The sequence below is a fragment of the Cohnella xylanilytica genome (assembly GCF_014212175.1).
Lineage (GTDB): Bacteria > Bacillota > Bacilli > Paenibacillales > Paenibacillaceae > Cohnella > Cohnella xylanilytica.
In genome coordinates this window covers 17879-36114 of the sequence record NZ_JACJVR010000013.1, presented here as the reverse complement: position 1 = coordinate 36114, position 18236 = coordinate 17879, and the positions used below count along the sequence as shown (strand labels likewise).

The following is an 18236-nucleotide window of genomic DNA, read 5'->3' as shown; positions in this document are numbered from 1 at the left end:
GTCATTATCCCATGAAAAAATGGATTAAATCCGTATCCGCGATCGCCCTGGCCGTCTCCCTGATGGCGGGCGTCACGTCCGCGGCCAGCGCCGCGAGCACCCTGAAAGGCAAAATCGTCATCAACGGTTCGTCCGCCCTTCTCCCGCTGACGCTGCAAGCGGCCAGCGAATTCAAGAAGCAGAACCCGAAGGTCAAAATCTCCGCTTCCGCGGCAGGCTCCATCACGGGACCGCAATCCGTCCGCAAGGGCATCGCCGACATCGGCGCGGTCGACTGGGACGCTTCCAAGGACGTTCCGGGCTTCAAGAAGTTCGACGGCCAAGTCGCCAACCCGGTCGCGGTCACCGTCTTCGCGGCCGTCGCCAACAAGAACGTCAAGGTGGACAGCCTGACCACGAAGCAGCTCCAGGACATCTTCTCCGGCAAAGTGACGAACTGGAAGGACGTCGGCGGCGACGACGCCGAGATCGTCGTCGTGAACCGCAAATTCGGCTCCGGCACGCGCGTCAACTTCCAGATGAAGGCGCTGGAAGGCAAGGAACTCATGAGCAAGGGCGACAACTACAAGGAAGTCGGCTCCAGCGGCGACATGAAGACGACGATCGAGACGACGCCGAACTCCATCGGCTACATCGACCTTCCGTACGTGACCGACAAGATGAAGGCGATGAAGATCAACAACGTCGCTCCGACGGAGAAGAACGTTCTGAACGGCTCGTACAAGGTATGGGGCATCGGCTACTTCATGACGAAGGGCGAGCCGACCGGCGCGACGAAGGCGTTCATCGAGTACATTCAGAGCAGCAAGTTCCAGAACGGCTCGCTGAAGAAGCTGAAGTTCATCCCGCTGTCGGCCGTCAAGAAATAATCGGACCCGATCCGACATCCCCGATTCCCCATATATCGAAGAGCCAGCCAGCTTCAGCGTACTGGGCGCAAAGCTGGCTTCTCTTTGTGAGAGGAGACCGCATCCATGCTTGATCTGAACGCCTCCGCCCAGGCGGCAGCCCCGGCCGAGCTCGGGCAGAGCATTCGCGGCGGCTCGGGCCCCGCGTTCGATCGCAAGGCCCGCCTGAGATGGTCGAATTCGATCTTCCGCGTCGCCTGCATCGCCAGCGCCGTATTCGTATGCCTGGTGCTGCTGTGCATCCTGTTCCTCATGTTCCGCACCGGCGTGCTGACGTTCCAGAACGTGTCGTTCCGCGAATTCTTCTTCTCCGCGGACTGGGACCCCGAGAACGACCGCTACGGCGCCCTGATCTTCATCTTCGGCACGGTGGCGCTCACCCTGCTGACGCTCGTCATCTCCGTTCCGTTCTCGGTCGTCATCGCCGTCTTCCTGGCGGAAGTGACGCCCTCGTGGCTTCGCAACATCCTGAGGCCCGTGCTCGACCTTCTCGTCGGCATCCCCTCGGTCGTCTACGGCTTCCTCGGCCTCACCGTGCTCATCCCGCTGCTGCGCGACCTGACCGGCAACGAGCTGGCCGACGGCCTGCTCGCCGCGGCGATCGTGCTCACGATCATGGTGCTGCCGACGATCAGCCGGATCAGCGACGACGCCATCAGCGCCGTCCCGAAGAAGTACCGCGACGCTTCCTACGCGCTCGGGTCCAACCGCTTCCAGACGATCGTCCGCGTCGTCCTGCCGGCCGCGCGCAGCGGCATCCTGTACGCGGTCATCCTCGGCATGGCGCGCGCGATCGGCGAGACGATGGCCGTCGTCATGGTCATCGGCAACACGGCACAGATGCCGAGCAGCCTGTTCACCCCGACGGCGGTGCTCACGAGCAACATCGTCATGCAGATCTCGAGCGTCGAGTTCGATTCGACGTGGAACTACGCGCTCTACCTGATGGGCTTCCTGCTGCTCGTCATCTCGCTGCTCATGATCGTCGCCGTCCGATTCCTGCAGAAGAGAGGGGCGCGCGAATCATGAGCCAACCATCGAAGGCGGCGGCTAACTCGTTCGGCAAGCGCAACGGTCGCGCGGCCGCGCTCGACCGGATCTTCACCGGCCTCGTGTGGGGGATCGGAGCTCTCGTCATTTTGTTCATCTGCGGACTCCTGTTCCTGCTCCTGAAGAACGGCCTGCCGAAGCTGACCTGGGACTTCCTGTACGGTCTGCCGAGCGAGATCGAGGAGGGCGGCGGCATCGGCCCGGCCCTGTTCAACTCGTTCTACCTGCTCTTCATCTCGCTCGTCATCTCCATTCCGCTCGGGATGGCCGCCGGCATCTACCTGGCGGAGTTCGCTCCGGACAACAGGCTGATCGGCCTCATCCGGATTTGCGTCGAGGGGCTCTCCTCGGTGCCGTCGATTATTTTCGGCCTGTTCGGCATCGCCTTGTTCGTCGAGATGTTCCAGATCGGCCTCACCATCCTCGGCGGCGCGGTCAGCCTGGCGTTCCTGAACCTGCCCGTCCTGACCCGGGTCACGGAGGAATCGATCCGCTCCGTCCCCGTCGAGCTGAAGAACGCGTCGTTCGCGCTCGGCTCTACCCACCTGCAGACGATCCGGCGGGTGCTCATCCCGGTGGCGCTGTCCGGCATCGTGACGGGCATCTGCCTGACGGCCGGCCGCGCGTTCGGCGAGAGCGCGGTCATCATCCTGACCGCGGGCGTGACGACCTCCGGGGAGATGTGGGACTTCAATCTGTTCTCCCCGGGCGAGACGCTGGCCGTGCATCTGTGGTACGTCCAATCGGAGGCGATCGTGCCGGACGCGCAAGAGATCGCGCAGAAGGCGACCTCCGTGCTTATTTTCGTCGTGCTGCTCATCAACCTCGTCTTCCGCGTGCCGCTCTGGTTCAATTCGCGCAAGACCAAAGGCTGACGCATGGCGAACGGGAGCCGCGCCGCGCGCGGTCCCCTTACGAACCTGCAATCGATCCGAGAATGCCGACCCCGACCGACGCCAGGGCCGATTCGCCGCGCCGGACCGGCAATTCCGTTACGGGAGGATACGTTCCTATGCAAGCTTTGATCCAGATCGAGAAGCTTAACTTGTTCTATGGCGCCTTCCACGCGCTTAAAAATGTATCGTTGGAAATACCGCAGCGAGCCATCACGGCGTTCATCGGACCGTCGGGCTGCGGCAAGTCGACGCTGCTCCGCACGCTCAACCGGATGAACGACATGATCCAGGGGACGCGAATCGAAGGGAAGATCGAGATCGGCGGCACCGACATCTATTCCGGCGACGTGCACGTCGAGACTCTTCGCAAGAAGGTCGGCATGGTGTTCCAGCAGCCGAATCCGTTCCCGAAGTCGATCTACGACAACGTCGCGTACGGCCCCCGTCTTCACGGCATCCGCGGCAAGAAGCAGCTCGACGAGATCGTCGAGAACAGCCTGAAGGCGGCGGCCCTGTGGGACGAGGTGAAGGACCACCTGAAGCGCTCGGCGCTCAGCCTGTCCGGGGGCCAGCAGCAGCGTCTGTGCATCGCCCGGGCGCTCGCCGTCGAACCCGACATCCTGCTCATGGACGAAGCCACGTCGGCGCTCGACCCGATCTCCACGCTCAAGATCGAGGAGCTCGCCCAGGAGCTGAAGGACAAGTACACGATCGTCATGGTGACGCACAACATGCACCAGGCGGCCCGCGTGTCCCATCAGACGGTGTTCTTCCTGAACGGGGAGGTCGTGGAGTATTCCGACACGGAGAAGCTGTTCTCCGATCCGTCCGACCAGAGGACGGAAGATTATATCAGCGGCCGGTTCGGCTAATCCGGACGCCGCTCCCGGGAGGACGAGACGATGACCGTCAGAAAAGAATTCGATAAAGGCTTGCAGGAGATGCAGACGCTGCTCTCGGAGATGGGAAGCCGGGTGGAGAGGGCGCTCGTCGACGCGACCGACGCCCTCGTGAACCTCAACGTCATCAAGGCGCGGCGCATCGTCAAGGAGGACCTGGAGCTGAACCAGCTGGAGGAGAGGGTGACGGAGCTGGGCGCGAAGCTGCTCGCCACCCAGCAGCCTGTCGCGAAGGATCTGCGCCGTATTCTGGCGGCGTTCAAGATCGCCTCCGATCTCGAGCGGATGGGCGACCTGTCCGTCGACGTCGCCAAGGTCGTGCTCCGGCTCGAAGGCCAGACGCTGATCAAGCCTCTGATCGACCTGCCGAGAATGTCGGAGATCGTCTCGACGATGACCCGCGAGTCGGTCCAGTCCTACGTCGCCGAGAACGTCGACCTCGCCTACAAGATGGCGAAGGACGACGACGTCGTGGACGCCCTGTACAGCCAGATCATTCGAGAGCTGCTCACGATCATGGTGGAGGATCCGAAGACGATCTCGCAGGCGACGCTGCTCAGCTTCGTCGGGCGCTACTTCGAGCGGATCGCGGACCACGCGACGAACATCGGGGAGAGCACGGTCTATCTCGTGACGGGGACGAGGCCGGACTTGAACGCTTGATGCGACGAGGGCTCGGATCCCGACCTATGCAACCAAAGCCTGCCCCCGGTGTCTGTCGACCGGCGGGCAGGCTTTTGCCGTATGCGGCGCTGCGCCGTCAGCGGACGATTCGGCGCTCTCCGGCCAGGGGAACGGGCTTCGCCCCGCCGGCGGGCGGGATGTACTCGGAAGAGGAGCTCTTCCGCCTCGCGCCGTAGATCCGCATGGCCGTGAGCAGGACGACCGAGGCCGCCGTCGCGGCATACATGGCGAGCATCCAGCCTTGGCGGGAATCGGTCCCGAGCAGCAGCCCGTGGCACAAGGCGAGGCCGTACCCGGCGAAGGCCAGGAAGTGGATCGCGCGCCAGACGCGCTTGCCGAGCTTCTTCATCAGGTCGGAGCTTAGGAGGAGCAGCGCGGAGATATAGAAGGTCAGCGTCCCGATCCCGTTCAAATACCGGTGGTCGTCCGAAGCGAACGGAACGGCCAGCTCGAAGGCCGAGTAGCCGACGTATCGGTCGAACAGCAGCACCATGCCGTGCATGGCGCCGAAGAGGAAGCCGAACCAGCCGCTCCATTGATGGACGCCCAGGATCGCGGCCTTGGCGCGCTTGGACGCCATTCTGGAGCTGACGAGCAGCCCGGCGACCGTCGAGACGTACAGCAGCAGATAGGACGTGATGCCGGCGGCTCTCGTCGTCGTCCATACGGTGAGCAGCTCAGATAGCGTGCGCATAATGAAGGCCTCCTTCGTCTTCGCGATCGGCCGCCGACGGATCGCGCAAGACCGCCCCGTCCTCGCGGACGGCCACATAAGCGCAGCCCGGCCGCCTGGCGCGAAGCCAGGGAATGCCCTCTTCGGAGCCGAGGATGAGCAGGCACTTGGCGTAGACCTCGGCTTCCGTCAGCGTAGGCGCGAGCACCGTCGCCTGGACGAGATCCGTATCGGCCGGCAGCGAAGTCCGCGGGTCGAGCAGATGGTGGCGCTCGGCGCCGGACTCGTCCCGCCAGCGCCGCTTCAGGCGGCTGCTCGTCGCGACGCCGGCGGCTCCGCCGATTCGCAGCGACAGCAGGTCCCGGTCCGGCGCGAACGGGCTCGCAACGCCGATCTCCCAGCCGCCGGGCGGGCAGCCCCAGAGGACGATGTCGCCCCCGGCGTCGATCGCCCCCGTGCGCACGCCTTCCTTGAGAAGCATGGCGGAGAGCTGGTCCGCGCTCCAGCCCTTGGCGAACCCGCCGAGGTCGACGGAAGCGCCGGGGGAGAGCGTGACGCTCATCATCCGGTCGTTAAGCGCGGCGGGGGATCCGGGGCTGAGGAGTAGTCCCGGGCGGAGGGGAGATTCGGGGCCGGCGGGAGCGTTCCTTCCGTCGGGAACGGCCGACCCGGCCTGCCGCAACGACGTGCCGTCCGGCCCGTGCGTCGATCCGGCGCTCCTCCCGTGCGCCGCCCCGGCCTTCGCCCCCGCATCCCCCTCTTTCGGATCGGCGCCGCTTAAGGTCTCGAAGGACGTCCCGTAGCCCAGGTCGCTCAGAAGCCGGCCCACGTACGGATTGAAGAGGCCGTCCGTCTCTTCATAGAAGCGATTGGCGGCCGCCAGCGCTTGATAGAGCAGCGCCGAGGCCATGAACGGCCGGCCCGCGGACCGGTTCAGCGCCGACAGCTCGCTGGTCGGCGAGAAGCGGCTCAGGTTCCTCTCGACGAAGGAGAACCAGGATTCCGCTTTGGCTTGGGAAGAGCGGGGCAGGCCCGCCGTGGAGAACCCGGTGTTCATCGTGTGAAAAGCATGCATATTCGTTCCCTCCTTGTCTGTCGTTCGCCGGTACGTTAAGAAGCCCGGGTGCGCATGCGGCCTCCGAACGAGGAGCCGTCTTGTCCGGCATCGCCGCCGTACGAGCCGGAGAAGCCGTCCCCCGCTCCGCGCCGGCCGAAGCCGCTTCCGGTATCGCCGGAGCCGTCGTCCGGAACGGCGTCTTGGGCGCCGTCGTCCGCGTTCCATTGGTCCTTGAGGGAGTCTTGTCCGCTATCCGGACTCTGTACGGCGGACGGCCCGGCGGTCGCGGTAGCGGTCGCCGCGCCCTCGTTCGAGAGGAAGCCGACGAGGCCGGAGAACAGAGCCGCTCCGGACAGTCCGACGATCCATTTGATCCATTTGTTGTTCGCCACGGTCCGTCATCCTTTCCTGATCGATAAGCCCATTATCGCAGCCCAACCTTAGGAGCGCTTGAGGCGAAGATGAAAAACAGCTGAAAATCGCGCCGCCCGCTGCCCGTCGCGCGCCTCCAGCCGCTGCCCGTCAAGCCGCCCGTCCGCTAACCGGCTCGCCTACGTCCCGCCGCGGGGCTCCGCCGCTATCCGCTTCCGGCGAGGGACGAACGGACGTGGCTCATCTTGTCCACCCTTCATATACTGTCGAAGAATGTCTCGGCAAAGGGGGATTAGGAATGCAACCCAATCTGGGCATGGCGTGCGCGGTGCTCGGCTCCCTCCTCGTATTCTCGTTCGGCATCTGGTCCGAATCGTTGACGCTGCTGCTGCTCGTCATGGGAGTCGATTATTTGACCGGAGTCATCGCCTCTCTCCGGGAGGGGAAGGGGCTGAACAGCTCGATCGGATTCTGGGGGCTCGGGCGCAAGGGGCTGATGCTGCTCGTCGTGCTGATCGCGCACCGGATCGACGTGCTGCTCGGGGAGAACATCGCGATGGGCGGGGCGATTTATTTTTACATCGTGAATGAATTGCTGTCGATTATGGAAAATTACGGACGAATGGGATTGCCGCTGCCGGACCGGCTGCGCAAAGCCGTCCAGATCCTGCGGGATCGTTCCGGGAACGGGTCGTCCGAACCGCCGGGGAAAGGGGATCCCCCTGCCAAATAGCAAGAGGAATGTTCCGCTTGTTCATCATTTTGTCAAATGTGAAAAAAAGTTGACGCTCTTCTTCTCCGAACAGTTGAGATCAATCGGGGATTTTAGGTAATATAAGAGGTAGACATTTGAGGAAGCAGGGGGAGCATCAATGTACAAGTGGATCATGCCAGTCTTGATCGTAGTCGCATGCTTGTTCGGCGTATACTTGCTCGCGCAAGGGCTGCCCGAGAAGCCGAAGGAAGAGAAGCTGGCGGAAGGTACGGAACTTCTGAAGATCAGCGCGACCAACTTTAATTTCGACCAACAGGAATACCATGTTAAAGCGAATACGCCTTACGTCGTCAGCTTCTCCAACAAGCTGGGCAACCACGGCGCCGAGATCGCCGATCTGGGCATCAACCTGACCAAGGACAATCCGAAGCAGGAATTCACGTTCGACAAACCCGGCACTTATGAGTTGAAGTGCTCGATCATGTGCGGCCAAGGCCACACCCAGATGATCGCCAAGGTTATCGTGGAGTAATATCATGACGGAGAAAAAGGAGCCTTCCGGCTCCTTTTTTGCAGACGGCTAGGCCGTTCTTCGGCTTCTGGATTGGGTCCGGGCGATCAGCCGGTCGGACACGTATCCGATCAGAGCCCAGCTAAGCACGGTCAGCACGTACATAAACCAGACGTTGACCTGATGGATGTCGCCGAACACTTCGACGAACCACATCGGCACGCTGAACATGGCGAGGAACAGGTTATGCGGATCGTAGCCGGTGGCGTTGAACAAGCACAGCGCCACGCCGATCAGCGTACACGCCAAGGTGACTCGGTAGCGCAAGATGGTCTCCCTTCCGCGAGATGGACGCCTTTTTTGCCGTTAGTATGCGTGACGGCGGGAACCCTCATGCGGAGGAAGCGAACAATTGGATACGAATCGAAGGAGGACAACCGCTATGATTACCCATATCGTCTTGTTCAAGTTGAAGGATCGCAGCCCGGAGAGCGTCGAGCGGACCGCCCAGGTGCTTCGCAACCTGGAAGGCAAGATCGACGAGCTTCTGTCCATCGAAGTCGGCACGGACGTTCTGCACTCGGAGCGTTCCTTCGACATCGCGCTGACGACGACTTTCGCCGATCTGGACGCGCTGCAGGCGTATCAAGTCCACCCCGAGCATAAGAAAGTCATCGAGCACATGAACGAAGTGCGGGAAGCTTCGGTCAGCGTCGACTACGTAAGCTGAAAGGAAGAGGGCCGTGAATTCGACCGACTCGGGTGCAGGAGATCTGTACGAGATGATGACGTATTTGCTGGTGATTATCATCAGCGCGATCGTCATGGTCATTTGGCTGAAGCGCAAGGGCAAGCGCAACCGCCGGGACGATGGGGGCTGAGCGATGTATTACGTCAACCGGCAAGGAATCGAGAGCCGATTAGCGTGCATTCCCGATCTCGCGGAAGCGGCGGGCGCGCTCGCGGCGCATTGGAAGGGTACGCTGCTGGAAGGTCTGGCGCAGGAGAGGGCTCTGCATCTCGCGCTGGAGATCGTGACCGACGTCGGAAGCTTCCTGATCGACGGCTTCATGATGCGGGACGCCAGCAGCTACGAGGACATCGTGGACATCATCGCGGGCGAGGGCGTCGTCTCCGCGGAACGGGGCGCGGCGCTGCGTTCGCTCGTGTCGCTGCGCAAGCCTCTCGTGCAGGAATACGACAGCTGGCCGCGCGCCGAGCTGCATCCGGCGACCGGTGCGCTGCCTGAGCTTCTGAGCGGCTTCGCCTCCGAGGTGAAGGAATATTTGCGCAGGGAATTGGATCCATGGGATAAGAGATAGCGAGGCGTTCTCCGGCCGGAGACGCCTTGCTTCTTTTTTTGTCCCTGGCTAGGGGCGATCGGCGGACTTTGCATACTTTTGGGTTGGAAAAATAAATTTACTCCGCCCTGAACATCCGGTACAATAAGAGGATCAACGAATCGAGCACGAGCGCGGCAACGTCCGGGGTCGCCGCTTGGGAGAGGAGAGGATGCCCGTGCCGCCGCAGGAAGAAGGGACAACACGCCGTCAATTGCTCCAGCTGCTTCGAACCGAAGGCGACCGCAGCATTCTGGAGCTGTCCAAGGCGCTCGGCATTACCGAGATGGGCGTTCGCCGCCATATTCAGACGCTGGAGCGGGACGGGTTCATCCAATCGTCCTTGTTCCGGCAAGCGATGGGGAGGCCGTCTTACCGCTACTCCCTCACCGAACTCGCCGACGATCTGTTCCCGAAGAATTATCCTCACCTGACGCTGGACCTTCTCGCGGAGCTGGAAGAGCAGGACGGCGGGTCCGAGATGGTCGACAAGCTGTTCGACGGCCGTCGGGGCAAGCTGGAGGCCAAGTATCGGGAACGCATGACGGATAAGTCGCTCGGGGAGCGGGTGGCCGAGCTCGCTTCCATTCAGAATGCCGGAGGCTATATGGCCGACTGGGAGCTGGAGCCGGACGGCACCTACAAGCTGTACGAACGCAATTGCCCGATCGCCCAGGTCGCCAACCGGTACCGCCAAGCCTGCCGCTGCGAAGAGCGGCTGTTCCGGGACCTGCTCGGCGCCGACGTCGAGCGCACCGAATGCTTCGCGGACGGCGGCCAGCGCTGCACCTACGCGATCCGACCCGACCCCCAGCGGGCGGAGGCAGCGCGGATCGCCGAATAAGAGACATGCCCTCACGGAACGATGTTGACGGGCATGTCTTTTTGATTGGCCTATTTTCCTCGCGTCTCGTCTATCGTCCTCAACTGCCGCCTTCCCGCTGCTCTCCCATCCGCTCAGGATCTCGCCGCTCTCCCCGCGTTTTAGCTCGTGCTTCGCTTCTTCGAAGCAACGGGTTCTCCTTATCGCATCTTAGGGCCATTCTCCCATCGGCTCAGGTTGCGGACTTCCGTCTGCGGTTAGGGGAGTTTCTCTTTAGCTCATTTGGTCATTTACCGCCGCTCTCCCCTTGGCTCAGTTTCATGAGTTCTTCTTTATCCGACTTATCGTCATTCTCCCATCGGCTCAGATAGAAGACTTCTGTCTGGAATTGGGCAATTGCTCATTTGAATGCCCATTTCTAATCTTCTAAATAAAACGAGGCCCCTAAAATCAAATCGTATGACCTGAGCAGAGGGGAGAGCGGGTATAAGCCGGATAAGCCGGAGGGGAGGGTGTGAAGACGAGCCGACTGAGCGGAGGGGATAAGGGGATAGATCAGCCTGAAGGATTGGAGCGGCATCCAAGATAGAGGCAGGATACCTGAGCAGAGGGGAGAGCGGGTATAAGCCGGATTAAGGCGGATAAGCCGCGAGGAGAGGGTGTGAAGAGGAGCCGATAGAGCGGGGGGATGGGAATAAGGGAAAAAGTGATAGCGCGGGAAAAGAGGCGAAACGGGCAGCGAGGCGGCCAAGCGGATGAAATTCGGCTCTGTCCCTTGTGTCAAGACAAGCCCAATCTTCTTATACTACATTAACCGCATGGGCGGATGTCCCGGGTGCCCAGAGCGAGAGCTGAGGAGAAGGGAGGTGCGTTGGCTTGGCATGGGAATGGGCGGCTTATATCGCCATCGCCGCGGGAATCGCGGTCGTGATGGCCATCGCGGCCGCGGCGCTCGCGATCCGGCGCTTGCTGCGCCGGTGGGACGCCTCGATCGAGAGGCTCGATCGGGAGGCGGAAGCGACGCTGCGGCAGTGGAGGAAGCTCGGACAGGAAGCTTCCGAGACGGTGGAGCTGTGCCGCAGAAGCCTGGAAGGCTTCGAGTCGCTCGCGGAAGGGGGGCGGGCGCTCGGGGAAGCGGCTCAGACGATTGCCCGGACCGCGTCGCGGACGGCGATCCAATGGACCGAACGGGTATCCGACAAGCTGGCGGAGACGGAGGAGAGACAGATGCGGCGTCTGGAGGAAGCGCTCGATTGGACGGACGTCGGCCTTCATCTCTGGAACGCTTGGCGGCGCCGGGTCGCCAACGCATTCTCCCCGGCTGCCGCGGCGGCGGACGAACATGCGGACGAGAAACGGTGAACGGCTTCGAAGACGCCGGCCGGCCCATCGCCGGTTCACACGAACCGGGGCGTATGAAGGCCGCCGTGCGCAAGCTTAGTACCGGAAGGAGAATTCGATCATGGCCGAGAAAAAAGCGGTAAAATCGTTTCTGTGGGGAGCGCTTGCCGGCGCGGTGACGGGAGCGGTAACGGCGCTGCTGTTCGCTCCGAAGAAAGGCAGCGAGCTGCGCAAGGACATCGCCGAGACGGCGCATAACGTCGGGGAGAAGACGGCCGAGCTCGGCCGCAAGGCCGGAAGCACGGCGCAGTCCCTCGTCAAGCGGTCCAACGACTGGGCGACGGACATTCGCTCGAAGCTGGCCAAGAAGGAGAAGACGGAATCCGAGTCCGACCAAGCTGCTCCGGAAGATTCCGCCGCTCTCTGATCCCTCTACAACCAACTATCGGCACTCCCGAAGCAAGCCGCCCTCTCCCGCAGGGCGGCTTGTCGGCGTGCCTTGAACCTCGTCCGAATATGAGCTAAGATGTAGGTACCTTTTGCGAAAAGGTCTCATAATGTATCATGTTCAGTCATCACTTTACATGAAGAAAGCGGTGTTCTCGTGCAACAAGCGATCGCAGTCTTGGACTCCGGCGTGGGAGGACTGACTGTCGTCAAAGAAGTGATGCGTCAGTTGCCCCGGGAGAAAATTGTGTATTTCGGCGACACCGCACGTACTCCTTACGGTCCGCGACCCGCGGAAGAAATCATTCGCTTCACTCGCGAAATCGTCGATTATCTGGCCCAATTCAATCCGAAAATGATCGTCATCGCCTGCAACACCGCGACCGCCGTCGCTCTCGAGGACATCCGCAGCCGCGTCCGCATCCCCGTCGTCGGAGTGATCAACCCGGGCGCCCGGGCGGCGATCGGAAGGACGAAGACCGGTTGGATCGGCGTCATCGGCACGGAAGGCACGATCAAGAGCGGCGCGTACGAACAGGCGCTGCGACGATTGTCGCCGCATGTCGAAGTCGTGAGCAAGGCCTGTCCGAGGTTCGTCCCGCTCGTCGAAGCCGGCAACTTCCGTTCGCCGGAGACGTACCAGACGGTGCTCCAATCGTTGGCGTCGCTGCGAAGCAGTCACCTCGATTGCCTCATTCTCGGCTGCACCCACTACCCGTTCCTGACGGAGACGATCTCCGAGGTGATGGGACCGAGCGTGACGCTGATCAGCTCGGCCGACGAGACGGCCCGGGAGATCAGCACGATCCTTCATGAGAACAATCAACTGGCGGGCAGCGTGGAATCCCCGGTGCACCAGTTTTTCTGCAGCGGAGATTCGAAGAAGTTCCAAGAGATCGCCCAAGACTGGCTCGGCGAGCAGATCCGGTTGACGCCCGTCGTGTGGCAAGTGCCGCACATCGGAGCCTGATCCGGAACGCATCCGCACCGGTTCCATAAGCCGAATCGGCCACCCGGGAGCGGTTACCCGCCGCCGGGTGGCATTTTGCTTCTCTCCCTCTCATATATCGTAGAATCGATGCAGATGGGGAGGGATAATCGATGACCACGATCACGTATGTCGTACGTCCGGGAGATACCCCCCGCCGAATCGCGTCGCACTTCGGCATCTCCTACGGCTCCCTCATCGCCGCGAATCCGCAGTGGACGGAAGGAGAGCCGCTGATCGCGGGCGAGATGCTGCAGGTTCCCGTCCGGCTGCCTCGCCGTTACGCGGCGCAGCCGGGGGACACTTGGGCGTCCATCGCCGCCAAGGCGGGCTGCGCGGAAGCTCGGCTGCGCGAGCTCAACCGGGACCCGGAACCGGATTCGCAGCCGGAGGAAGGGCAGTGGATCGAGCTTCCGGCAGCCGGTCAGGACCGGATCGTCCGCTCCGACGCGGAATACGGCTCGGCCCAGCTGGCCAAGGATCTCGAGCGGCTGAAGCGGGAATATCCTTTTCTCCACTCGACCGTTATCGGTCACAGCGTTCTCGGCAAGCCGATTCACGCGATCCGGATCGGGGAAGGCTCCTTCCGGCTGCACGCGAACGGCGCCGTTCACGCCAACGAATGGATCACGTCGCTTGCGCTCATGCGGTTCGCGGAGGATTACGCCAAGGCGTGCAAGCGCCACGGGACGATCGGCGGCAAGCCGGCGGCGGGGCTGTACCGTCGCTGTACGCTGTGGCTCGTGCCGATGGTCAATCCGGACGGGGTCGATCTGACGCAAGAGGATCTCTCCCCGGAGCATCCCTGCTACAAGGAGCTGCTACGGTGGAACAACGGCTCTACCAGGTTTCGCCGGTGGAAGGCCAACGTGCGCGGCGTCGACCTGAACGACCAGTTCCCGGCCTTCTGGGAGGAAGAGAAGAAGCGGAGAGCGGTGGCCGGACCGGGTCCTCGCGACTATTCCGGCCCCGCTCCGCTGTCCGAACCCGAAGCGAGGGCGCTCGCCGAGTTTACGCGGGAGATCGGCTTCCACGCGGCGCTCTCCTTCCATACGCAAGGGGAAGAGATCTACTGGAATTACCGGGACCTGGAACCCCCTCACGCTTCGCAGCTCGCCGACAGGCTCGGCAAGGCTTCGGGGTACCGGCCCGTCCGGCTTCAAGGAAGCGACGCCGGCTTCAAGGATTGGTTCATCGCCGAATTCCGGCGGCCCGGCTTCACGGTGGAAGCGGGGTGGGGGCGCAACCCGCTGCCGCTCGAATCGCTGGCGGATCTGTATCCGGAGACGGTCTCGCTGCTGACGGAAGCGATGGAATGGACGGAGTGAAGGAGTGACGACGGTTCAACGCGTCTTCTGAAGGGTACACTTCTGGGAGACGGCGACTTCGCGACACGACGCAGCACAACACGAAGCAAGGGGAGGAATTCGCATGGCCCGGCGACCGCTCGGATCCTGGGTTCGGCTATGGACGCATCTGCCGTCCCGGGTATGGAGGATCGTGCGCTCCCCCCGGGTCGCGATCGCGGACAAGCTCTGGTTCATCGTGCCGGTCGCGCTGTATTGGGTGCTGCCGGACGTCATGCCGTTCGTCCCGATCGACGACATCGCGGTGACGCTCGCGGCGGCGGGCTGGTTCGCCGGCCGGATGGAGCGCAAGTACGGCTTGGACGCGCTCGAATAACAAGGAGACGGACCGTTCGCCTTGGCTTGCGATCTTGCGCAAGCGGCGGCGTGCCATTACAATAGAGCGAGAACTCATCAAGCGCCGAACCGCGATTACGCGGCCCGACCGAATATGTGGACAGGAGCGATAGCCATCATGAAATGCAAGATCACGCGCAACGCGGCCAAAGTGCTGCGAGTCGAATTGGACAAGCCGGAGAACGCCGAGCTGAAGCTTCGCGCGTTCGTCACGCACAGCCACGGCGACCATGCCCACTACGGGCTCGACCTGGACAAGCCGAAGGAAGACGACGTCATCGTCTCGACGGACAAAGGAATCGACGTGCTGCTGAAGTCCGGCGAGGACTTCCTGGACGGAATCATCATTGACTACTTGTACTTCCCGCAAGAAGGCTTCGTCATCACCAATCCATCGAAAGGCAACCATGGCGAGCACTGAGGAATCCTCCTCGCGGGCGGCCAAGCCGGCCAACGATATTCGCGTCTGCGACAAATGCCGCCACGTGCGCGTCAAGGCGCTCGTAGGCAAGCTGCAGGCGGCGGCGCCCGGCGCCGAGATCAAGGTCGGCTGCAAGTCTTATTGCGGCCCCTGCAAGCGTTACGCCTTCGTATACGTGAACGGGCGGTACATTACCGCCTCGACCGAAGACGAAGCGGTGGAGAAAGCTCGCAAGTACTTGAAGTAATTCCGTCCGTCCAAGCGCACGAACAAGGAAGAAGCCCCGGCAAGCGTCTCTTGAAGAGCGCTTGCCGGGGCTTCTTGCATTCGCGGGAGCCGTCCGTCCTTACTTCGCGATGGTCATCTGGCTCATCTTCTCGTCCGCCTGCCCGACGCCGACGTTCCAGCCGAGCTGGCCGGCGACGAATCCGAGCGGGACGAGCAGCGTTCCGCCGTTCAGCTCGGGAGCGTACTTGGCTTCGACCGTCTTGTCGTTCGTAGAAGCCTGCTTGCTGCCGGCGGTCATCTTCACCTTGGTTCCGCCCGAGGAGAGGATGGCCGTCTTCGTCGCCTGATCCCACTGAATGTCGGCCTTCAGCTGGGCGGCGGCGAGCTTGGCGGGCACGAACAGCTCGTCTCCTTCTTCGGCCAGGATGCGGTTCGCGAAGGAGACGGGCTTGCCGTCCACGACGACCTGGAAGCGGACCGCGTCGTTGGCCGTCGTGAGCGTCGCCGTGCGGGCGTCCTCCTCCAGCCGGGCGTTCAGCTCGTCGACGTTCTGATCCGTCACCCGGTACTTCGGATCGTCCCGGCCGATCGCTTCCGCGATCCACGTGTTGACGTCCTGCTTGTGGTGGGACAAATCCTTGTAGAGATCGAGGTCGTACGTCCATTCGTCCGCCGCCTGGAAGTCGTACAGCTTGACGTTCGGATACTTGGAGAACTGCTCGTACATCCACTTGCGCATCTGGATCTGGTTCTCGAACCGGGCCGAGTTCGTGTCGTACCAGACGGTCTGGCGCAGCACGCTGTAGGGCGGGTAATAGACGTAAAATTCCACGTCCGGGTTGTCCTTGACGAGCGCCAGGATATTGTCGTTGAAGCTCTTCTTCACGACGTCCAGGCTCTCCTCGTTGATGCCGAAGTACGTCTCTTCGAGATTGGCCTTGGAATAAGCCTTGCCCACCCGGTCCTTGCCGTACGTGACGATGCGGTTCCAGTTGTTGAGATACTCGAGGTTCTGCTGCTTCAAGCCGTCGTAGCGGGCCTTCAGGCTGGCGAAAAACTGTTCGAACACCGAATAGTTGAATAAGTACTTGTAATCGTTCCAGAGCTTGTCGTCGTACATGTACTCCGGGAACTTGGAGCTGTTGTCGTAGGAATTCGCCTTCAGGGAGAAGTAATCGAGCCCCCACAGAATCTTCTTGACCTTGCCCGTGCGCAGGGCGACCTGCGCCATCTTGTGGTGCTCGTCGGCCGTCGAGCCTTCCATCGACAGCTTCATGACCTTGCCTCCGAGCTCCTTGCCGACGACGGAAGGGAGGAAGTTCTCGGTCATCGAGGTGCCGATGATGATCGTGTCGTAATCCCAATTTTTGGCCAGACCCGGATTCTGATACCGCTCTTCGGTCGAGAAGCGCGGCGTGTACCAGGTCACCTTATGGTAGAACTGCAGCGGGTCGATGACCGCTGTCATGGCGAAGACGGCCGCGGCCGCGATGACGGAGAACAGGGCGAACCAGCCGACCATGCGCCTCGAGCGCTTCTTCAAGGACGGGGCTCGCGCCGATCTGGATTCGGTGTTGGATAATGCGGACATGCGGGAACGACCGCCTTTCTAGAAGTTGAAGTAGAGGAACGTGCTGATCCGGTTCAAATACAGCAGCGAGACGATGAAGAGAACGGCGCAGCCGAGAGCGATTTGCCAACTGGGCTTGAACCGCTCCTCCTTCTCGGAAGAGTTCTTGAAGATCAGGACGAACGGCAGGAACACGATGATGAGCAGAATCGGAGCCCAGTGCGCCTTGACCAGGTCGAGGCCGAAGCCGTTCAGGCCGGCCATCCCCTTGAGCAGGCGAATGGCTTGGTGGAAGTCTTCGGCGCGGAAGAACACCCACGTGACGTTGATGAACAGGAACGTCAGGAACCAGGCGAACCAGGTCGGCAGCGGCCGACCCCGGCGGGTCCAGACGCGCTGGATCGCTTGTCCGACGCCGTGCAGAGCTCCCCACAGGATGAACGTCCAGCCGGCCCCGTGCCAGAGGCCGCCGATCAGGAACGTGATGATCAGGTTCCGGTTGGCGATCGCGAAGCCTCTCCGATTGCCGCCGAGGGGGATGTAGATGTAATCCCGGAGGAACCGGCTCAGCGTCATGTGCCAGCGTCTCCAGAAGTCGGTGATGCTGGTCGCCTTATAGGGCGAATTGAAGTTCTGCGGCAGCCGGATGTTGAACAGAAGCGCGATCCCGATCGCCATGTCCGTGTATCCGCTGAAGTCGAAGTAGAGCTGGAACGTGTAGGACAGGGCGGCGATCCAGGAATCGGTGAACTCCGTCGCCTTGGAGAACCCGTAGTTCGCGTGGATGGCGAACGTGTCGGCGATGACGACCTTCTTGAACAAGCCGATGCAGAAGACGTAGACGCCGCGGGCCGCGTTGGACCAGTTCCACACCTTGTTGCGCTTGCGGTCGAACTGCGGCATCATCTCGCTGTGGTGAAGGATCGGGCCCGCGATCAGGTGCGGGAAGAACGTCACGAACAGCGTGTAGCTGATAAAATTGAACTCCTTCGCCTTGCCCTTGTAGGCGTCGACGAGGAACGCGATCTGCGTGAACGTGAAGAAGCTGATGCCGAGCGGCAGCACGATCTGCAGCAGCGAATACGTGTGGCCGGTCAGCTCGCCTACGTTCTGCAGCAGGAAGTTCGCGTACTTATAGTAGCCGAGCAGCAGGATGTCGATGACGAGGCCGGCGATAAGCACGGCGCGCCTCTGGCCGACGCTTCGCCCGGACCAGGCGGCCAGCCATCTTCCCATCAGGTAGTTGAAGACGATGGAGGCCAGAATAAGCGGTATGTACTTGACGTTCCAATAACCGTAGAAGAACAATGAAGCTAGAGCCAGCCAGGTCTTGGCCGCGACGACCCACCGGAAGCGGATCAGAAGGAAGTATACGATGGCCGTGACCGGCAGGAACAGGAAGATAAACGGGTATGAATTGAATAACATGTCGTCCCTCTTTCTTTCCGCGATGAATTGCTGCTCAACCTATTATCAACGACTTTGTAGCATATTAAAATACATTTTCCTTTATTTTTTTCTTAAAAATCGACGTACTTCGACCTGCAAAAGTTCAAATGCCTCCCGGCGCAAAAAGAAGGGCACCGGAACGAAGCTGCCGTTCGCGGTGC

24 protein-coding genes are annotated in these 18236 nt (G+C 61.8%); 18 read left to right on the top strand and 6 right to left on the bottom strand.

The genetic code is table 11. The features are described from left to right. The first annotated feature begins 11 nt into the window (after positions 1-11). The 5 genes from H7B90_RS04350 (at position 12) to phoU (ending at position 4416) form a co-directional block, all read left to right on the top strand. Positions 12-869, top strand: a complete 858-nt coding sequence (locus tag H7B90_RS04350) for a phosphate ABC transporter substrate-binding protein (protein WP_185134660.1) — start codon at positions 12-14, stop codon at positions 867-869. Positions 870-974: 105 nt separating this feature from the next. Continuing rightward, complete coding sequence (pstC, locus tag H7B90_RS04345) at positions 975-1937, top strand: phosphate ABC transporter permease subunit PstC (protein ID WP_185134659.1); 963 nt, start codon at positions 975-977, stop codon at positions 1935-1937. Beyond that, positions 1934-2833 carry a phosphate ABC transporter permease PstA gene (pstA, locus tag H7B90_RS04340; protein ID WP_185134658.1) on the top strand — a complete coding sequence of 300 codons (900 nt, stop codon included), beginning with the start codon at positions 1934-1936 and terminating at the stop codon, positions 2831-2833. The genes pstC and pstA overlap by 4 nt, the downstream gene beginning before the upstream one ends. A 137-nt stretch (positions 2834-2970) precedes the next feature. Then, positions 2971-3726 carry a phosphate ABC transporter ATP-binding protein PstB gene (gene pstB / locus H7B90_RS04335; RefSeq protein WP_185134657.1) on the top strand — a complete coding sequence of 252 codons (756 nt, stop codon included), beginning with the start codon at positions 2971-2973 and terminating at the stop codon, positions 3724-3726. Positions 3727-3756: 30 nt separating this feature from the next. Then, positions 3757-4416 (top strand): phosphate signaling complex protein PhoU, encoded by a 660-nt coding sequence (gene phoU, locus H7B90_RS04330; RefSeq protein WP_185134656.1) that lies wholly within the window; start codon positions 3757-3759, stop codon positions 4414-4416. A 97-nt stretch (positions 4417-4513) separates the two neighbouring features. Here the strand turns inward: phoU and H7B90_RS04325 are convergent, their stop codons facing one another. From H7B90_RS04325 to H7B90_RS04315, 3 genes are read right to left on the bottom strand one after another with little or no spacing between them, the layout of a single operon-like run. Beyond that, positions 4514-5131 (bottom strand): ferric reductase-like transmembrane domain-containing protein, encoded by a 618-nt coding sequence (locus H7B90_RS04325; protein ID WP_185134655.1) that lies wholly within the window; start codon positions 5129-5131, stop codon positions 4514-4516. Beyond that, entirely contained in the window at positions 5115-6185 is a 1071-nt protein-coding gene (locus H7B90_RS04320; protein ID WP_185134654.1) for an FAD:protein FMN transferase, read from the bottom strand. The genes H7B90_RS04325 and H7B90_RS04320 overlap by 17 nt, the downstream gene beginning before the upstream one ends. Positions 6186-6220: 35 nt before the next feature. Next, positions 6221-6559 carry a hypothetical protein gene (locus tag H7B90_RS04315; protein ID WP_185134653.1) on the bottom strand — a complete coding sequence of 113 codons (339 nt, stop codon included), beginning with the start codon at positions 6557-6559 and terminating at the stop codon, positions 6221-6223. A 278-nt stretch (positions 6560-6837) separates the two neighbouring features. Here H7B90_RS04315 and H7B90_RS04310 point away from each other — a divergent pair, with 278 nt between their 5' ends. After that, on the top strand, positions 6838-7272 hold the full coding sequence (locus H7B90_RS04310) for a phage holin family protein (protein WP_185134652.1): 435 nt from the start codon (positions 6838-6840) through the stop codon (positions 7270-7272). Positions 7273-7411: 139 nt separating this feature from the next. Beyond that, positions 7412-7786, top strand: a complete 375-nt coding sequence (locus H7B90_RS04305; RefSeq protein ID WP_185134651.1) for a cupredoxin domain-containing protein — start codon at positions 7412-7414, stop codon at positions 7784-7786. Between the two features lie 48 nt (positions 7787-7834). Here H7B90_RS04305 and H7B90_RS04300 read toward each other — a convergent pair whose 3' ends face one another. Continuing rightward, positions 7835-8092 (bottom strand): hypothetical protein, encoded by a 258-nt coding sequence (locus H7B90_RS04300; RefSeq protein ID WP_185134650.1) that lies wholly within the window; start codon positions 8090-8092, stop codon positions 7835-7837. Between the two features lie 115 nt (positions 8093-8207). On the opposite strand from H7B90_RS04300, the gene H7B90_RS04295 reads away from it, so the two are divergent. From H7B90_RS04295 to H7B90_RS04245, 11 genes are all read left to right on the top strand, one after another. Beyond that, positions 8208-8495 (top strand): Dabb family protein, encoded by a 288-nt coding sequence (locus H7B90_RS04295; RefSeq protein WP_185134649.1) that lies wholly within the window; start codon positions 8208-8210, stop codon positions 8493-8495. A gap of 13 nt (positions 8496-8508) precedes the next feature. After that, complete coding sequence (locus H7B90_RS04290; RefSeq protein ID WP_185134674.1) at positions 8509-8646, top strand: hypothetical protein; 138 nt, start codon at positions 8509-8511, stop codon at positions 8644-8646. A 3-nt stretch (positions 8647-8649) separates the two neighbouring features. Continuing rightward, a complete protein-coding gene (locus H7B90_RS04285) occupies positions 8650-9087 on the top strand; it encodes a DUF86 domain-containing protein (RefSeq protein WP_185134648.1) in 438 nt (145 codons plus the stop codon). Between the two features lie 190 nt (positions 9088-9277). Beyond that, positions 9278-9949, top strand: a complete 672-nt coding sequence (locus H7B90_RS04280) for a helix-turn-helix transcriptional regulator (protein WP_185134647.1) — start codon at positions 9278-9280, stop codon at positions 9947-9949. Positions 9950-10804: 855 nt separating this feature from the next. After that, a complete protein-coding gene (locus H7B90_RS04275; protein WP_185134646.1) occupies positions 10805-11290 on the top strand; it encodes a hypothetical protein in 486 nt (161 codons plus the stop codon). Between the two features lie 100 nt (positions 11291-11390). After that, the gene (locus H7B90_RS04270; protein ID WP_185134645.1) at positions 11391-11696 is read left to right on the top strand and encodes a YtxH domain-containing protein; all 306 of its coding nucleotides are present in this window, start codon (positions 11391-11393) and stop codon (positions 11694-11696) included. 177 nt (positions 11697-11873) lie between these two features. Further along, positions 11874-12686, top strand: coding sequence for a glutamate racemase (gene racE, locus H7B90_RS04265; RefSeq protein WP_185134644.1), 813 nt, complete (start codon positions 11874-11876; stop codon positions 12684-12686). A gap of 131 nt (positions 12687-12817) precedes the next feature. Further along, entirely contained in the window at positions 12818-14032 is a 1215-nt protein-coding gene (locus tag H7B90_RS04260; RefSeq protein WP_185134643.1) for a M14 family metallopeptidase, read from the top strand. 103 nt (positions 14033-14135) lie between these two features. Next, entirely contained in the window at positions 14136-14387 is a 252-nt protein-coding gene (locus H7B90_RS04255; RefSeq protein ID WP_185134642.1) for a hypothetical protein, read from the top strand. Between the two features lie 138 nt (positions 14388-14525). Next, the gene (locus H7B90_RS04250; RefSeq protein WP_185134641.1) at positions 14526-14828 is read left to right on the top strand and encodes an iron-sulfur cluster assembly accessory protein; all 303 of its coding nucleotides are present in this window, start codon (positions 14526-14528) and stop codon (positions 14826-14828) included. Next, on the top strand, positions 14815-15075 hold the full coding sequence (locus H7B90_RS04245; protein ID WP_185134640.1) for a YuzB family protein: 261 nt from the start codon (positions 14815-14817) through the stop codon (positions 15073-15075). Before H7B90_RS04250 ends, H7B90_RS04245 begins: the two co-directional genes overlap by 14 nt. 99 nt (positions 15076-15174) lie before the next feature. Here H7B90_RS04245 and H7B90_RS04240 read toward each other — a convergent pair whose 3' ends face one another. Then, a complete protein-coding gene (locus H7B90_RS04240) occupies positions 15175-16647 on the bottom strand; it encodes a copper amine oxidase N-terminal domain-containing protein (protein ID WP_185134639.1) in 1473 nt (490 codons plus the stop codon). 18 nt (positions 16648-16665) lie between these two features. Further along, positions 16666-18054 (bottom strand): MBOAT family O-acyltransferase, encoded by a 1389-nt coding sequence (locus tag H7B90_RS04235; RefSeq protein WP_185134638.1) that lies wholly within the window; start codon positions 18052-18054, stop codon positions 16666-16668. Positions 18055-18236: the final 182 nt, after the last annotated feature.

Coding starts and splice junctions, on each gene's coding strand:
- H7B90_RS04250 (WP_185134641.1), top strand. CDS start 14,526: ATGAAATGCAAGATCACGCGCAACGCGGCCAAAGTGCTGCGAGTCGAA.
- H7B90_RS04235 (WP_185134638.1), bottom strand. CDS start 18,054: ATGTTATTCAATTCATACCCGTTTATCTTCCTGTTCCTGCCGGTCACG.
- pstB (WP_185134657.1), top strand. CDS start 2,971: ATGCAAGCTTTGATCCAGATCGAGAAGCTTAACTTGTTCTATGGCGCC.
- pstA (WP_185134658.1), top strand. CDS start 1,934: ATGAGCCAACCATCGAAGGCGGCGGCTAACTCGTTCGGCAAGCGCAAC.
- H7B90_RS04240 (WP_185134639.1), bottom strand. CDS start 16,647: ATGTCCGCATTATCCAACACCGAATCCAGATCGGCGCGAGCCCCGTCC.
- H7B90_RS04270 (WP_185134645.1), top strand. CDS start 11,391: ATGGCCGAGAAAAAAGCGGTAAAATCGTTTCTGTGGGGAGCGCTTGCC.
- H7B90_RS04245 (WP_185134640.1), top strand. CDS start 14,815: ATGGCGAGCACTGAGGAATCCTCCTCGCGGGCGGCCAAGCCGGCCAAC.
- H7B90_RS04350 (WP_185134660.1), top strand. CDS start 12: ATGAAAAAATGGATTAAATCCGTATCCGCGATCGCCCTGGCCGTCTCC.
- pstC (WP_185134659.1), top strand. CDS start 975: ATGCTTGATCTGAACGCCTCCGCCCAGGCGGCAGCCCCGGCCGAGCTC.
- H7B90_RS04295 (WP_185134649.1), top strand. CDS start 8,208: ATGATTACCCATATCGTCTTGTTCAAGTTGAAGGATCGCAGCCCGGAG.
- H7B90_RS04255 (WP_185134642.1), top strand. CDS start 14,136: ATGGCCCGGCGACCGCTCGGATCCTGGGTTCGGCTATGGACGCATCTG.
- H7B90_RS04305 (WP_185134651.1), top strand. CDS start 7,412: ATGTACAAGTGGATCATGCCAGTCTTGATCGTAGTCGCATGCTTGTTC.
- H7B90_RS04260 (WP_185134643.1), top strand. CDS start 12,818: ATGACCACGATCACGTATGTCGTACGTCCGGGAGATACCCCCCGCCGA.
- phoU (WP_185134656.1), top strand. CDS start 3,757: ATGACCGTCAGAAAAGAATTCGATAAAGGCTTGCAGGAGATGCAGACG.
- H7B90_RS04320 (WP_185134654.1), bottom strand. CDS start 6,185: ATGCATGCTTTTCACACGATGAACACCGGGTTCTCCACGGCGGGCCTG.
- H7B90_RS04325 (WP_185134655.1), bottom strand. CDS start 5,131: ATGCGCACGCTATCTGAGCTGCTCACCGTATGGACGACGACGAGAGCC.
- H7B90_RS04285 (WP_185134648.1), top strand. CDS start 8,650: ATGTATTACGTCAACCGGCAAGGAATCGAGAGCCGATTAGCGTGCATT.
- H7B90_RS04280 (WP_185134647.1), top strand. CDS start 9,278: ATGCCCGTGCCGCCGCAGGAAGAAGGGACAACACGCCGTCAATTGCTC.
- H7B90_RS04310 (WP_185134652.1), top strand. CDS start 6,838: ATGCAACCCAATCTGGGCATGGCGTGCGCGGTGCTCGGCTCCCTCCTC.